15 protein-coding genes and 1 pseudogene are annotated in these 13,420 nt (G+C 30.5%); 3 read left to right on the top strand and 13 right to left on the bottom strand.

The window, feature by feature from the left end; genetic code table 11:
• Positions 1-7: 7 nt before the first annotated feature.
• The 10 genes and pseudogenes from legG to pseI all read right to left on the bottom strand — a co-directional run bounded on the left by legG (position 8) and on the right by pseI (position 8,704).
• Complete coding sequence (gene legG, locus FBF02_RS06500; protein WP_002811473.1) at positions 8-1,162, bottom strand: GDP-N,N'-diacetylbacillosamine 2-epimerase (hydrolyzing); 1,155 nt, start codon at positions 1,160-1,162, stop codon at positions 8-10.
• The gene (gene legI, locus FBF02_RS06495; RefSeq protein ID WP_002890597.1) at positions 1,155-2,159 is read right to left on the bottom strand and encodes a N,N'-diacetyllegionaminate synthase; all 1,005 of its coding nucleotides are present in this window, start codon (positions 2,157-2,159) and stop codon (positions 1,155-1,157) included. Before legI ends, legG begins: the two co-directional genes overlap by 8 nt.
• A gap of 39 nt (positions 2,160-2,198) precedes the next feature.
• A pseudogene (locus FBF02_RS06490) lies at positions 2,199-2,881 on the bottom strand (class I SAM-dependent methyltransferase).
• Positions 2,882-2,898: 17 nt separating this feature from the next.
• On the bottom strand, positions 2,899-4,020 hold the full coding sequence (locus FBF02_RS06485; protein WP_002891140.1) for an N-acetyl sugar amidotransferase: 1,122 nt from the start codon (positions 4,018-4,020) through the stop codon (positions 2,899-2,901).
• A gap of 116 nt (positions 4,021-4,136) precedes the next feature.
• Complete coding sequence (locus FBF02_RS08995) at positions 4,137-4,523, bottom strand: hypothetical protein (protein ID WP_002782233.1); 387 nt, start codon at positions 4,521-4,523, stop codon at positions 4,137-4,139.
• Positions 4,511-4,831 carry a 3-hydroxyacyl-CoA dehydrogenase NAD-binding domain-containing protein gene (locus FBF02_RS08990; protein ID WP_002891138.1) on the bottom strand — a complete coding sequence of 107 codons (321 nt, stop codon included), beginning with the start codon at positions 4,829-4,831 and terminating at the stop codon, positions 4,511-4,513. The genes FBF02_RS08995 and FBF02_RS08990 overlap by 13 nt, the downstream gene beginning before the upstream one ends.
• 72 nt (positions 4,832-4,903) lie before the next feature.
• Complete coding sequence (locus FBF02_RS06475; protein WP_002815677.1) at positions 4,904-5,446, bottom strand: transferase; 543 nt, start codon at positions 5,444-5,446, stop codon at positions 4,904-4,906.
• Positions 5,447-5,557: 111 nt separating this feature from the next.
• Complete coding sequence (gene legC, locus FBF02_RS06470) at positions 5,558-6,712, bottom strand: aminotransferase LegC (protein WP_002858192.1); 1,155 nt, start codon at positions 6,710-6,712, stop codon at positions 5,558-5,560.
• Positions 6,705-7,676, bottom strand: coding sequence for a 4,6-dehydratase LegB (gene legB, locus FBF02_RS06465; protein ID WP_002857901.1), 972 nt, complete (start codon positions 7,674-7,676; stop codon positions 6,705-6,707). The genes legC and legB overlap by 8 nt, the downstream gene beginning before the upstream one ends.
• The gene (pseI, locus tag FBF02_RS06460) at positions 7,673-8,704 is read right to left on the bottom strand and encodes a pseudaminic acid synthase (RefSeq protein ID WP_002857933.1); all 1,032 of its coding nucleotides are present in this window, start codon (positions 8,702-8,704) and stop codon (positions 7,673-7,675) included. The genes legB and pseI overlap by 4 nt, the downstream gene beginning before the upstream one ends.
• A gap of 257 nt (positions 8,705-8,961) precedes the next feature.
• Between pseI and pseA the strand changes: the two genes are divergently transcribed.
• From pseA to hisF, 3 genes are read left to right on the top strand one after another with little or no spacing between them, the layout of a single operon-like run.
• Positions 8,962-10,098: a pseudaminic acid biosynthesis protein PseA gene (pseA, locus tag FBF02_RS06455; protein WP_002784894.1), complete on the top strand. Its 1,137-nt coding sequence runs from the start codon at positions 8,962-8,964 to the stop codon at positions 10,096-10,098.
• Entirely contained in the window at positions 10,095-10,700 is a 606-nt protein-coding gene (gene hisH / locus FBF02_RS06450; protein ID WP_002858423.1) for an imidazole glycerol phosphate synthase subunit HisH, read from the top strand. Before pseA ends, hisH begins: the two co-directional genes overlap by 4 nt.
• A complete protein-coding gene (gene hisF / locus FBF02_RS06445; RefSeq protein ID WP_002858306.1) occupies positions 10,701-11,447 on the top strand; it encodes an imidazole glycerol phosphate synthase subunit HisF in 747 nt (248 codons plus the stop codon).
• Here the strand turns inward: hisF and pseH are convergent.
• From pseH to pseF, 3 genes are read right to left on the bottom strand one after another with little or no spacing between them, the layout of a single operon-like run.
• Positions 11,412-11,885: a UDP-4-amino-4,6-dideoxy-N-acetyl-beta-L-altrosamine N-acetyltransferase gene (gene pseH, locus FBF02_RS06440; RefSeq protein ID WP_002858467.1), complete on the bottom strand. Its 474-nt coding sequence runs from the start codon at positions 11,883-11,885 to the stop codon at positions 11,412-11,414. The two genes, hisF and pseH, sit on opposite strands and share 36 nt — an antisense overlap.
• Entirely contained in the window at positions 11,882-12,706 is an 825-nt protein-coding gene (gene pseG, locus FBF02_RS06435) for a UDP-2,4-diacetamido-2,4,6-trideoxy-beta-L-altropyranose hydrolase (protein WP_002830499.1), read from the bottom strand. The genes pseH and pseG overlap by 4 nt, the downstream gene beginning before the upstream one ends.
• The gene (gene pseF, locus FBF02_RS06430) at positions 12,690-13,388 is read right to left on the bottom strand and encodes a pseudaminic acid cytidylyltransferase (RefSeq protein ID WP_002777693.1); all 699 of its coding nucleotides are present in this window, start codon (positions 13,386-13,388) and stop codon (positions 12,690-12,692) included. The genes pseG and pseF overlap by 17 nt, the downstream gene beginning before the upstream one ends.
• Positions 13,389-13,420 lie beyond the last annotated feature (32 nt).

The following is a 13,420-nucleotide window of genomic DNA, read 5'->3' as shown; positions in this document are numbered from 1 at the left end:
CTAAGCCTTATAAATCGATGAAATTTTTATGTAAAATTGTATCTAAATTTGCATTTTTTAGGCAAGTTTTTATGAATTTATTGGGATTTTTATCATTATCATAAGGGTTTTTAAAATTTTTTAAATTTTGTTTAAATTCTTTGCTTTCTAATTTTTCAAAAGCTTGATCAAGATCGTTGATTTCGCAATCAATGATATTTTGAGTTCTTAAACGCCCTTTTTGTCTATCGCCTATATTAATGCAAGGAGTTTTAAAAAAAGGACTTTCACTAATACCGCTTGAAGAATTGCCTATCATGGCTTTGGCTATTTTCATAAGACTTAGGTATTTTTGTGAGCCAAGATTATCAAAAAGTTTAGCCTTGTGTGAGTTTTTTTGGCAGTAATTTTGCAAAATTTCATTGATTAAAAGTCCATTTTCATCGGCATTTGCTTTGGTAAAAATCAAACTTGCGTTTTTAAGGGTGTCAAGTTTTTTAAGTAAGGTTTTAATCTCTTTTTGAGTATTTTTTACATTTAAGGTTAAAGGATGATAAGTGATTAAGTAAAGTTCTTTATCTAGTTTCATTTCTAAGGCTTTTTCTAAATCTTTTTTGTTTAAAAAATTCATATTTTTTATGATAGTAGAAGCTAAAGAACCTATATTAAAAACCCTTTTTTCTTCTTCTCCAAGTTGCAAAAGCCTTTTTTTATAAATTTCATGACTTACAAAATGTAAATGTGACATTTTTGAAATGCTGTGTCTTATACTATCATCAATAGCCCCTAAAGTAAGCTCCCCGCCACATAAATGCACTAAAGGTATGTGCATCAAAAGACATACACTTGCTACGCTAAGCATTTCATAACGATCGCCTAAAATTACCACCATATCAGGTTTTAAGTCTTCAAAAGCATCGCTAAAAGCACTAAAAGCTAAACTCATGCTTTTGCAAAGGCTTATTTTATCATCATTTGCAAGTAGGATAGGAATTTTCTTAGTGATTTTAAATTCTTTTTCTATTTCTTTATAAGTGAGTCCAAACTCAGGGCTTAAATGTGCTCCTGTAGCGATGATTTGAAGGCTTAGATCTTTATCGTTTTGAATTTCATGACATAAATTTCTTAAAAGATACCATTCAGCCCTTGTTGCACTGACTATACAAATTTTTCTTTTACTCACGGATAAGCTCATCTTCTTTGTAGTTTTTAGTAGCAATTTTACCTAAAAACTCTTCATATCTCATAGCACTTATACCATTTGCGGGGCGTTTGGTAGTAAGATTTTCTTCGCTAAAAATTTCTCCTTTTTGGATGTCTTTTTTAGCCACTAAACTTTTTCTTACTATGTTGATATTTTTTTGTTCGCTTTTGCTTGCTTTTTTTATGCCATCACCCATAGCCTTTTGTATTTGTCTAATTTGAGTGCAAAGCGTTTTTAGTTCATGAGGTTCTAGACTTGCTTTATGATCAGGTCCTGACATATTTTTATCTAGGGTAAAATGCTTTTCTATCACACAAGCTCCTAAGGCAACCGCAGCTAGGGAAATGTGTATGCCTTGAGTGTGATCAGAATAACCCACATCAAGTTTAAAAGCATCTTTTAAGCTTTGCATGGCTTTAAGATTGACTTCATCAAAAGGGGCAGGGTATTCTGTAGTGCAGTGTAAAAGAGTGATATTTTGGCGTTTAGCGCCATTTTTGCAAAGCACATTTAAAGCTTCTTCTATCTCGCCTAAATTTGCCATGCCTGTTGAAAGTATGATTTTTTTATTAAGCTTTGCAATTTTTTTAAGATAGGGTAGATTGGTGATTTCTCCGCTTGGAATTTTAAAGATTTTTAAGCCTAACTCATTTAAAAGATCTACACTTTCAAGATCAAAAGGAGTAGAAAGAAAGGCAATATTGCATTTTTTTGCGTGTAAGATAAGCTCTTTATGAGCTTTAATATCGAGTTCGAGTTTTTGTACCATTTGAAGCTGACTCTCATCACTAGCTGTGGTTTTAAGCTGATAGGGTGCTTTTTTAGCCTTTGTGCTGATACAGTTTTTGGCTTTAAAACTTTGAAATTTAACAAAATCAGCGCCTGAATCTGCTGCGATTTCTATTAACTTTTTAGCTAAATTTAAATCACCATTGTGATTAACTCCTGCTTCTGCGATGATAAGAGTTTTTTTCATAGTTTTGCCTTTATTTTGCCTTAAAATAAAGGCAAAATTTTATTTTTTAATACCTATATAAATATAATGGTGTGCTGATCCTTCAAAATTATAAAAATTAATAGGATCATAATCTCCTAAAAATAAAGTTTCAAAAGGTTGAAAAAGATTTTCTAGATCTTGGGCTTTATCAATAAAATGTATAAAGCTTGTTTCATTTAATCTTCCATTAATTTCAACTTTACTCAAGCCATTTTTTTCTTCTTTTTGACTGTGGGAAAAATAATAATTTTTCTTGCTCATCATTGTAGCAAAAAGTATTCCACCCGTGTTTAAAAGTTCGTAAAATTCTAAAATATTTTGTTTGAGTTCTTTTAAGGGTATATAGTAAAGACTTTGATTTGCAAAGATGATATCCATATTTTCATCAAAAAGTCCTTTGATACTAGAATTTGGTTCTATAATTTTACAATATCCCCCCCCCCTTTTTTTTTAATATTTTGCTCCCAAATTTCTTTTAAACTTGGAACTATATCTATTCCGAAGGTTTTAAACCCTTTGCTTTGAAAATACGCTGAATGTACACCATTGCCACAACCAAAATCAAGTAAATTTCCATTTATTTTATTTAGTTTGTATTTTAAAATTCTTTCATAAAAACGTACTACATGACCATCTGGAAAAAGTAATCCGTATCCATTTTCATTATATTTCATTGTATAAGTTTCTAATGAGTTTTGCATTTCTTTCCTTTATATTTTTATTGTAATTTATTTTTTAATTTAAATTCTCCAAAATCATTTTTATAAAATAAATCCATATTGTAATGTTTTTCTACTATTTTCCAAAATGTAGTTTTACTAATACCTATGAAATTGCAAAAATCTTCAACGCATCTATTGTCAAGCTTACGATCTCTTTTTTGCACAAGTTCAATAGCTTCTTTTCTGCTTAAAAGTCCATAACGCACGAAACGAGCTGCGTAATCACTCGCACAAGCATGACCAAATTTAGGGTATTTCATCCAAGCGTGTAGGATATAGCCTATACTATCAACTTGATCAAAATTTTCTGCACACATTGTTCTATCCCATTCGCCTTCTAGATCAGTAAAACCACGACTTTTAGCAAAAATATAATTGCTATAAGAATTCCATTTTACAAAATAACTTAGATAAATAGGATTAAGTTTGTTGATATCATTTGCATTGGGATTAAAAAAGAGTTGTAGATTTTCTTCTTTGATTTCATTATCTATAAATTCATTTATATCTAAATCACTAGCTGTACCATTTAAAAATATTTCTTTGGCGCTAGGAGTTTCTTTGTCATCACTACCTCCATATTCATAACTAACATTTTCTCCATAAACCAATAAAGGTGTATTAAATTTTAAAGCCATAGCAAAAGGATAGCTGTAAATCAGTCTATCAATAAACCAAGTGGGTTTTCCATATTTTTCAAAGGTTTTTAGCATAACTTTTTTTTGAGTTTTGATATCAGGCTTTAAGCTAATAATATGACAACCAAAAGTTTCACTTAAGTTTCTAAGATTTTTCTTACCTGCTTCAGTCATGGTGAAATTATCTTCAACGCTAAAAAGAATAGGATTCATTCCAAGTTTTTCTTTCATGATATGCACTTGAAAATGCGAATCTTTACCTCCACTTACGGCAATAGCGCAATCATATTCAAATTTTCCATTCATTCTGCGGTATTTATCGCATAAGGCTTCAAGCTCTTTAAATCTTGCTTTATAATCAATATTTTCTTTATTTTTATGATTGATGCAAGCTGAACAGATATTTTTACCTTCTTTATCTTTTGTAAAATTAATACCAGGTCTAGTATTTGGCATCACGCAGTGATCACAATAAATCATTCCCCACCCCTTCAATTTAATAAAAATATTAGATTGTATAAAATATTAAATTAATATTTGCTTATTTTATAAAATATCACTTATGTTTGTTTTATTTTTCTACCTAAAATTCCTTTTTATAAGGCCTTTTTAAAGATTTTTGGATGGTAAAAATTTTCATCATCTTCTTTTAAATTCTTACAAATTTTATTACAAAGTTCTATGCCTATAGTGTCGATAATATTTAACAAATTTCTTTTTTCATAAAGCAAATCATAAACTGTTTGACATTCTTTGAAATTATAATCGTATTTTTCTATAATTTTAAAAAATGATGAAATTTCATTGAACAAAAGTAAATTTGCTAAAGCTCCTCGATTGCCTTTACTGCAAATGATATGAAATCCTAATTTTTTAAGATCTTTCAATGGGGTAAATCGTTCTAAATTAGAACCACAAAGTTCTATTAATTTGATATAAATAGTATTGAAAAAATGTATAAAATCGCAGTTTAAATCATCCATACTCTCGAAAAAACTATATTATTATCTCTAAGAATTTGCATGATTTCTTTTTTTAAATTTAAATCTTCATTTAAGCTTTCTATAGTCAAGCTATTTTTAAGATCTTCTATATGTTGGCAAATGTTTATTTTTCCGGCGTTAAAATTAGAAAAATCTATTTTTCTTTGTAGAAGTTTTATTTGTTTTTCAAATTCGTATATATTGAGCTTGCTTTTATTATAAACACCTATTTCATAGCCTAATAAATAAAATAAAGCACTTATTTGCTTACCCATTAAACCAAAGTCTATGATATTAATTTCTTTCATTGTTTTTTCCTTGTTTTAATTATATTTTTATGAAAAATAAGTTGATTGGATGTGTAGTTTTTGCTAATAATACTACCTGCTTACTATGCAGTTATCTTCTAAGTTTACGCAAGGCAACAGGCTAACTCTAGTAGCTAAAAAACAATTTTTTCCTATGCTTGAATTTCCATTAAGTGTAGCATAAGGGCTTAAAATACTTCCTTCTCCTACTTTACAATCATGAGCTATGCTTGAATAAATATTACAAAGCACAAAATCTCCTATATTTGAATTAGCATTAATGGTTACAAAAGGACACACTATAACCCCTTGTCCTATTTTAGCTTCTTTTGAAACAAAAGATTGAGGATGTATAAAAGTGATAAAATTACATGATTTTTTTGAAAGTTTTACAAGGATTTTTTTTCTTAAATTGATTTGTCCTACACCTAAAGCAAAAGATGCTTTTTGAATCAACTTTTTATCGAAATTATCTTCATTGCCTAGATATTTTAAGTCAAAAAAATTATTTTCTTGTATATCAATATAGCCTATAATTTCGTAATTTGCATCTTTTAAATAAGAATAAAGCTCTCTAGTAAAGCCACCCGCTCCTATGATGATGACATTTTTCACGCACTTCTCCTAAAAGAAGAAGTAAAAAAATCAAATCCCCCCCCCCGCCGCTATTCTCATATTTTTTCTTATTAAATTTTTTTAATGCTTTGAATTAAATTTTGCAACGCATCATTCCTTTTTATTTGCTATTCTAACGCTACTAGGTAAATTAATCAAGCGTTTTTCTAATTTTTTAGTGTTTATAAGCTCATTGCTTTGACAGTTTTGAAAAGCTTTTAAACTCGGTAAGCTTTTCCATACAGGACGGACGAAAATATTATTTTTCAAGCATTCTTCTAAAAAGATATTTCTTAAATTTTCATCTTTAAAAAGCAAGGTATTGAGCCAAAAATTGCTTTTTTCATTGCTTTTTTCATCGATAAATTTACATTTATCGTGATTTTTAAAAAAATCCTTGTAAATTTTAGCAAGTTCTCTTTTGTTTTCTAAAAAAAGTTCTAAATTTTCAAGTCCTGCAAGCAAGATTGCTGCGTTTATATTGCAAAGACGGTAATTATAAGCTATCCTATCATGATCGTATTCGTAAGGATGGGGGATTTTAGCTGTGGTGCTAAGGTGTCTTGCAAGTTTGGCTAAATTTTCATCATCGCTTAATATCGCCCCACCGCATCCACCTGTGATGATTTTATTACCATTAAAGCTTAAAATTCCACACTTTCCAAAAGTGCCTAAGGCCTTGTTTTCATAGGTGCTTCCTAAGGCTTCTGCAGCATCTTCAATTAAAAGGATGTGGTATTTTTCACAAAGCTCTTTGATGGCTTTTATATGAGCGCTTAAACCAAAGGTGTGCATAATAACACAAGCTTTGATGGGTTTGTGTGTGGTTTTGTTATAGCTAAGATTATCTTTTTGATAAGTTTGATTTTCTAAAAAATGCTCTAAAGCCTTAGGACTTAAACTTAGAGTGTTTTCATCTATATCTAAAAAAACGGGTTTTGCACCTGTATAAGCGATAGCATTGGCCGTAGCGACAAAGCTTATGCTTTGAGTGATGACTTCGCAGTTTTCATCGATACCATTAGCTAATAAAGCGATATGAAGGGCTGCTGTACCTGTATTTGTAGCGATGACAAAGCGTGCTTTGGTTTTTTCTTTTAAAGCTTCTTCAAAACGCGTTACAAATTCTCCTACGCTTGAAACAAAACCGCTATCGATACATTCTAAGAGATATTTTTTCTCATTGCCTATAAAGCAAGGCTCATGTAGGGCGATATTTTCTTTATTAAAAAGACTTTTTATAAAAGAAATTTCTTTTTCAAACATTATAAAGCTCACTTTTATAATTTTCTAAATTTTCTTTAAAATACTCTATGCTTTGTCTTAAACCTTCTTCTAGACTTATTTTGCTTTGCCAATTTGTAGCTTTTTTAAGCTTGTTTGCATCGCAACAAAGTCTAAAAACTTCGCTATTTTTAGGACGCAATCTTTGCTCATCTTGGATGATTTTTACCTTAGAATCTAAAATTTTTTGTATGAGATTAAGTACTTCTTGCATGGAGTATTCCACTCCTGAGCCTATATTATAAACTTCTCCAAAATGTTTTAAATTTAAAAGAGAGATAAAACCCTCGCAAGTATCTAGCACAAAATTTAAATCCCTTTTAGGGCTTAAATCTCCTAGTTTGATTTCCTTTGCTCCGCTTAAAATTTGTGTGATGATGGTAGGTATGATAGCCCTTGCGCTTTGTCTTGGTCCATAGGTGTTAAAAGGGCGTGCAATATTGACATTTAAATTAAAAGAATTATAATAACTCAGCGCCATCATATCTGCAGCGATTTTGCTTGCAGAATAAGGGCTTTGAGGTTGTAAAGGGTGTTTTTCATCGATGGGCACATAAAAGGCCGTGCCATAAACTTCGCTTGTTGAGGTGTGGATAAAATGCGAAATTTCGTTTTTTTTAGCTGCTTCGAGCATATTTAAAGTGCCATTGACATTGGTATCCACATAGCTTTGTGGGGCTGTGTAGGAGTAGGGGATGGCGATTAAGGCGCCAAGATGAAAGATCGCATCTATATTTTTGGTGATTTTTTCGCAAAAAAAACTATCTCTTAAATCCCCACTTACAACTTCCATGTCTTTTAAAAAAGGACTTTTTTCTAAATGTCCCCAAAAATTAAAAGAATTATACTGACTTAAAGCTCTGACTTTAAAACCTTTTTTGACCAAACTTTCACAAAGATGAGAGCCTATAAAACCATCAGCACCTGTAACTAAAATATTTTTCATGTAAAATCTCCTTGTTTTAAAGCATCACCAAATTCTATATCTTTAGTAGCTTTTTTTCCTAAAAGTTCTTGATAAAATTTAGGATGTAGTCCAAAAGAAGGACGCACGGATTTTACATTTTCTTCGCTGAACATTTCACCTTTTTTGATATCCTTACTTGCATATAAGCTTCTTGCAAAAACACGGTTTTTAAGCGCCTTTTCATCTAGATCTAACTTACCATCGCCTAAAGCACTTTCAGCTTGTCTTACTGCATCTATCATAGCTTTAAATTCATCAAAATCAAGACTAAATTTACTGTCTTCACTTTCTATGCTTTTATCTAACATAAAATGCTTTTCTATCACTCTAGCTCCAAGTGCTACTGCCATAACAGGGGCTAAAAAACCAAAGCTATGATCACTTAGTCCCACTTCAACATTAAATTTTTCTTTTAAACTTGCTATGCCTTTTAAATTCATATCTTCTATGGCAGTAGGATAAGCCGAAGTGCATTTTAAAAAGATTAAATCAGGATTTTTTTCTTCTTTAAAAATTTCACAGATTTTAAAAAGTTCTTCTTCTGTAGCAATGCCCGTTGAAACGATAGTAGGTTTTTTTTCTTTGGCGATTAAACGCACGAAATTTTCATCATTAGCTTCAAAAGAAGCGATTTTATAGGCTATAGGATCAAAGCGTTTTAGAAATTCTAAATCTTCTTTGGCAAAAGGACTTGAAAAACAAAGTATGCCTTCATTTTGTGCGGTTTCAAAGATTTGAGAATGCCATTCATAAGGAGTTTTTGCGCTTTCGTAAAGCTTATAAAGTTTTCTTTTATCCCAAAGCCCACCCTTAATAATAAAATCTTCTTTGTTGCTATTTAGAGTCATGCTATCTGGAGTGTAAGTTTGAATTTTTATCGCATCAGCACCTGCTTTTTTGGCAGCTTTTATACTTTGAAGTGCCATCTCAAGACTTCCTGCGTGATTTGCACTAAGTTCTGCTATGATAAAAACCTTTTTATCGGTGTTAAAATTTCCTATTTGCATACTTTTCTTTCTTTGGTAAATTTCCTGACTAAAATGATATATAATTATATTATATATTTCTTCAATTTATATATTTATATTATATAAATATTACAACTTTGTTATGATTTTGCTTGGTTTCATTCAAAAAATGCCATATGGATTTAAATTATAGAATTCATTCATTTTTTAATTTTTATATAATATAAATATATAAAATCATAAAATAAAATTTAATTATAACGATATATATATTTAAGACTAATTAAAGGAAATTTATGAAATTTTGTAAAAAATGTGTGATGCCAGATACTAAGCCTGATTTACATTTTGATGAAGAAGGTGTTTGTGATGCTTGTCGTTCTCAAGAAGCTAAAAATCAAAATATTAATTGGCAAGAAAGAGAAAAAGAATTTTTTGAGCTTATAAAAAAATACAAAAAACATCCTGTTTATGATTGTGTTATCGGAGTAAGTGGCGGAAAAGATTCTACTTTTCAAGTGGTTAAAATGCTCGAACTTGGACTTAATCCTTTGTGTGTGTGTTTTGAGCCTAGCGTACCTACGAAAATAGGGCGCAAAAATTTAGACAATTTAAATCATCTTGGCGTGGATTTGATCCATATCAAGCGTGATCCAAAAGTTTATCAAAAACTTGCCCGTGAAGCTTTTATAAGAACAGGGGATAATGAGTGGCAAAACCATTTGGGAATTTTTACTTCTGTTCCACGCATAGCGGTAAATTTTGGAGTGCCTTTGATCATCTGGGGAGAAAGTCCGCAGATAGAGTATGGCGGTCCTGCGAGTAGTAAAAATAAAAATATTTTAGGCAGAGAGTGGCTTGAAGAATTTGGCGGGCTTTTAGGAAATCGTGCTTCTGATATGCTTGGGGTAAATGGTATCACTGAAAAAGATTTGTTTTTATATACTTATCCAAGTGATGAAGAACTTCAAAGAGTAGGGGTTACGGGGCTATTTTTAGGGTATTATTTTAAATGGGATTATAAAAAAATTCTTGAAATTTCTAAAAAATATGGTTTTTTAACTCTAGATCATCCTGTTGAGACTACTTATGAAAATTTTGAAAATTTAGATTGTTATTCTAATCATGTGCATGATTATTTAAAATACTGCAAATACGGCTTTGGTAGAGCAACAGATAATGCTTGTTTGGATATTCGTTTAGGTTATATCAGCCGTGAAGAAGGGGTGCGTTTGGTACAAAAATACGATGGCAAGCCCCCTAAAAAGGCTATTAAAAAATACCTTGAATTCAGTGGTTTTAGCGAGGAAGAATTTCAAAAAATAGTAGATTCTTTTACCAATAAAAAAATTTTTAAACGTGATGAAAATGGTAAATTTATAAGAGATTATGATGGTTCTTTGGTAAGAAAAGACGAGTGTGTTTTAAAATGATAGCGCTCATTGATTACAAGGCGGGAAATTTAAACTCTGTTGCTAAGGCTTTTGAAAAAATAGGAGCTATAAATTTTATAGCTAAAAATCCAAAAGATTTGCAAAAAGCAGATAAATTGCTTTTACCTGGAGTGGGATTTTTTAAAGAAGCGATGAAAAATTTAAAAGAACTTGGTTTTATAGAAGCTTTAAAAGAGCAAGTTTTAGTACAAAAAAAACCTATTTTAGGCATTTGTTTAGGAATGCAGCTTTTTTTAGAAAGGGGCTATGAAGGTGGAGTTTGCGAAGGACTTGGTTTTATAGAAGGTGAAGTAGTCAAATTTGAAGAGGATTTAAATTTAAAAATCCCACATATGGGTTGGAATGAGCTTGAAATTTTAAAACAAGTTCCTTTGTATCAAGGCATAGATAATAAGAGTGATTTTTATTTTGTGCATTCTTTTTATGTGAAATGCAAAGATGAGTTTGTAAGTGCTAAAGCACAATACGGACATAAATTTGTTGCATCTTTACAAAAAGATCATATTTTTGCTACACAATTTCACCCTGAAAAAAGTCAAAATTTAGGTTTAAAACTTTTAGAAAATTTTGCAAGGCTTTAAATGTTAAAAACTAGAATTATCCCTTGTGTGTTATTAAAAAATTCTCAACTTGTTAAAAGTATAGAATTTAAAGATTTTCGCACTATAGGGCATTTAACTTCAACAATGAGAATTTATAATGCACGCAATGTTGATGAGCTTATTATCTTAGATATAGATGCTTCAAAAAGTGGAGAAATAGATTTTGAAAGTATAGAAGATCTTGCTAAAGAATGTTTTATGCCTTTAACTATAGGTGGCGGGATAAAAACCCTTGAAGATATACAAAAGATTTTAAATTTAGGTGCGGATAAAATTTCTATCAATTCTAAGGCCTTAGAAGATATGGATTTTATAAGTAAAGCGGGTAATCGTTTTGGTTCTCAATGTATAGTTTGTTCTATAGATGTTAAAAGAAAAGGAGATCAATTTTGTGTTTATGATAGGGGAAATTTACTTGAAAAAAGTCCTTTAGAACTTGCTTTAGAATATGAAAAAAAAGGAGCTGGAGAGCTTCTTTTAACTTCTGTGGATTTTGAGGGAAAAGCAAAGGGTTATGATTTAGAACTTTTAAAGATTTTTCAAAATAAACTTAAAATTCCTCTTATTATCAATGGAGGACTTAGCAAGCCAAGTGATGGAGTTGAGGCTTTAAATTTAGGCGCCGATGCTTTAGCGGGTGCTTATATTTTTCATTTTTCTAAATATACCCCTAAAGATGTAAAAGAAGAATTAGCTAGGCAAGGCTTTGCAGTGAGATTGCTTTAAGCAAACATAGTAGAAATCTTTATCTTCATCATAAATAGTAAAATGATTTTGTTGATATAATTTTAAGGCTTTGTGATTGTCTTTAAAAACATAAGCTTTAAGAGTATCTACTTTTAAAATTTCAAAGGCGTATTTTTTGATTTCATTCATTAAAACTTGTCCTACGCCTTTTAAATCAGGTATTGCATAAAGTCCAAATTCGCAAGATTTAGTTGTGATATTGACAAAATCAATTACACCGATAATCTGTTCATCTTGAAAAACTAAAAAATATTTTTTATTAGAATCTTGATGTAAGTTTCTTATAAATCTTAAATGTTCTTCAAAATCAATATGTTTTGTTTTCATAAATTGACTGATATCGGGGTGATTGCGCCATTTAAAAATCAGCTTTATTTCTTGAGAATTAAGTTCTGCGAAATTTTTAAGTTTTATCAATACTTATACTCCACTTCATACCCTTTTTTAGCAAGCCAAGTTGCTGTAGATTCTTGATTTTTAACATAACAAATAGCTTTGAAATTTGCCTTTAAAAGCAAGGCTTCATTGACTAAAGAACTTGCACTAATGATGAGTTTATTGCTTTCATTCATCAATTTTGCAATATTTTCATGATCGATAAATAATCTAATATTGTTATGTAATTTTGCAAATTTTTGCAATTTTTTAAGATTAGGATTAGAAGAGCTGGTTGCAATGCTGATGATTTTTGTTTTAGGTAATTCGCTAGCAATTTGTAAAGAAAGGTTTTTTATATCAGTTCCACCCATGCAAATGAAAAAATCATATTTTTTTTCTCTATTTTCTTTGGCCTCTTGATAAAATTCTTCCCTGATTAAAGCATAAGAAAAACCACATCTTACTTCGCATTTAAAAGGCACTAAACCTTCATAATCACTTGCTTTTGCATAGGCATTGACATTGAGTAAAATATCACAATGATGAGGCTTTATTTCATCATCAAAGCTTAGAATTTTCACCCCTGTTTCAAGCTTGATCAGTTTTTCATCATCTACGCTGATGCCATAGTGATCAATGATAAGAAGTTCAAATTTTTCTTCTTTGATGAGATTGATAAGCTCGTAGATACTTTCGCTACTAAGCTCATAAACAGGATAAGGAATTTCATCGATCAAGGAGCCTTCTAAAGGCAAGCAAGCAAAACTTACATCGCTATATTGTTTAGCTAAGACTAGATCGCGTTTAATGTGTCCAAAGCCTATTTGACTGGAGCTATCGCTTCTAAAAAGCACTTTCATGATTTACCTTATAAAGTATTTTTGCAAATTCCAAATCTTGTATGGTGTCTATATCGCAAACTAAATTTCTTGGCAATACAAACACGCTAGAATGAGGTTTAAATATAAAATCTTCCTCAAGCCAAGCTTTGCTTGTACCAAAATAAAAAGCTCCTGCATCATGATAAGCTTTTGTTAGATCTTGTGAACGACTTTTATAATGTTTTTCATCAAACATATAAACTTGATTGTTTTCATTTAGATAAAATGCCCTTTGTATAGGATACTCAAACTCAGTAGCAGCAAATAAAAACTTGCTTTGATTTTGTATAAATTTTTCATAGGCTTGTTTTAAAATGTCTTTATTTAACAAAGGAGCAGTAGCATAAAGGCAGCAGACATGATCATAAATTTGATTTTGGCTTTGTAAAATTTCTATGGCATTTTGCACTACAGCAGTGCTTGAAGCATAATCATCGCTTAAATTTTTATCACGCACAAAAGGAGCTTTTGCACCGTATTTTAAGGCTACTTCTATGATTTCTTCATCATCGCTTGAAAGCACCACTTCATCAAAAATACCTGAATTTAAAGCATTTTCTATGCTATAAGAGATTAAAGGTTTACCTAGAAAATCAATGATATTTTTTCTAGGAATTCTTTTTGATCCACCACGAGCAGGGATTATGCAAAGATTTTTCATAGTTAAGCCTTGTTTTTGTGTTTTATTTTACT

The sequence above is a fragment of the Campylobacter sp. CFSAN093226 genome, assembly GCF_012897595.1.
In the GTDB taxonomy this organism is placed as follows: Bacteria; Campylobacterota; Campylobacteria; order Campylobacterales; family Campylobacteraceae; genus Campylobacter_D; species Campylobacter_D jejuni.
The sequence above is the reverse complement of the archived record's forward strand: the minus strand, read 5'-3'. Positions and strand labels throughout refer to the sequence as shown.

What these genes read in the sequence shown, in the direction of transcription:
- FBF02_RS08995 (WP_002782233.1), bottom strand. Translation starts at nt 4,523, where the DNA reads ATGGATGATTTAAACTGCGATTTTATACATTTTTTCAATACTATTTAT.
- pseG (WP_002830499.1), bottom strand. Translation starts at nt 12,706, where the DNA reads ATGAAAGTGCTTTTTAGAAGCGATAGCTCCAGTCAAATAGGCTTTGGA.
- pseI (WP_002857933.1), bottom strand. Translation starts at nt 8,704, where the DNA reads ATGCAAATAGGAAATTTTAACACCGATAAAAAGGTTTTTATCATAGCA.
- legI (WP_002890597.1), bottom strand. Translation starts at nt 2,159, where the DNA reads ATGAAAAAAACTCTTATCATCGCAGAAGCAGGAGTTAATCACAATGGT.
- FBF02_RS08990 (WP_002891138.1), bottom strand. Translation starts at nt 4,831, where the DNA reads ATGAAAGAAATTAATATCATAGACTTTGGTTTAATGGGTAAGCAAATA.
- hisF (WP_002858306.1), top strand. Translation starts at nt 10,701, where the DNA reads ATGTTAAAAACTAGAATTATCCCTTGTGTGTTATTAAAAAATTCTCAA.
- legB (WP_002857901.1), bottom strand. Translation starts at nt 7,676, where the DNA reads ATGAAAAATATTTTAGTTACAGGTGCTGATGGTTTTATAGGCTCTCAT.
- pseA (WP_002784894.1), top strand. Translation starts at nt 8,962, where the DNA reads ATGAAATTTTGTAAAAAATGTGTGATGCCAGATACTAAGCCTGATTTA.
- hisH (WP_002858423.1), top strand. Translation starts at nt 10,095, where the DNA reads ATGATAGCGCTCATTGATTACAAGGCGGGAAATTTAAACTCTGTTGCT.
- pseF (WP_002777693.1), bottom strand. Translation starts at nt 13,388, where the DNA reads ATGAAAAATCTTTGCATAATCCCTGCTCGTGGTGGATCAAAAAGAATT.
- legC (WP_002858192.1), bottom strand. Translation starts at nt 6,712, where the DNA reads ATGTTTGAAAAAGAAATTTCTTTTATAAAAAGTCTTTTTAATAAAGAA.
- FBF02_RS06485 (WP_002891140.1), bottom strand. Translation starts at nt 4,020, where the DNA reads ATGATTTATTGTGATCACTGCGTGATGCCAAATACTAGACCTGGTATT.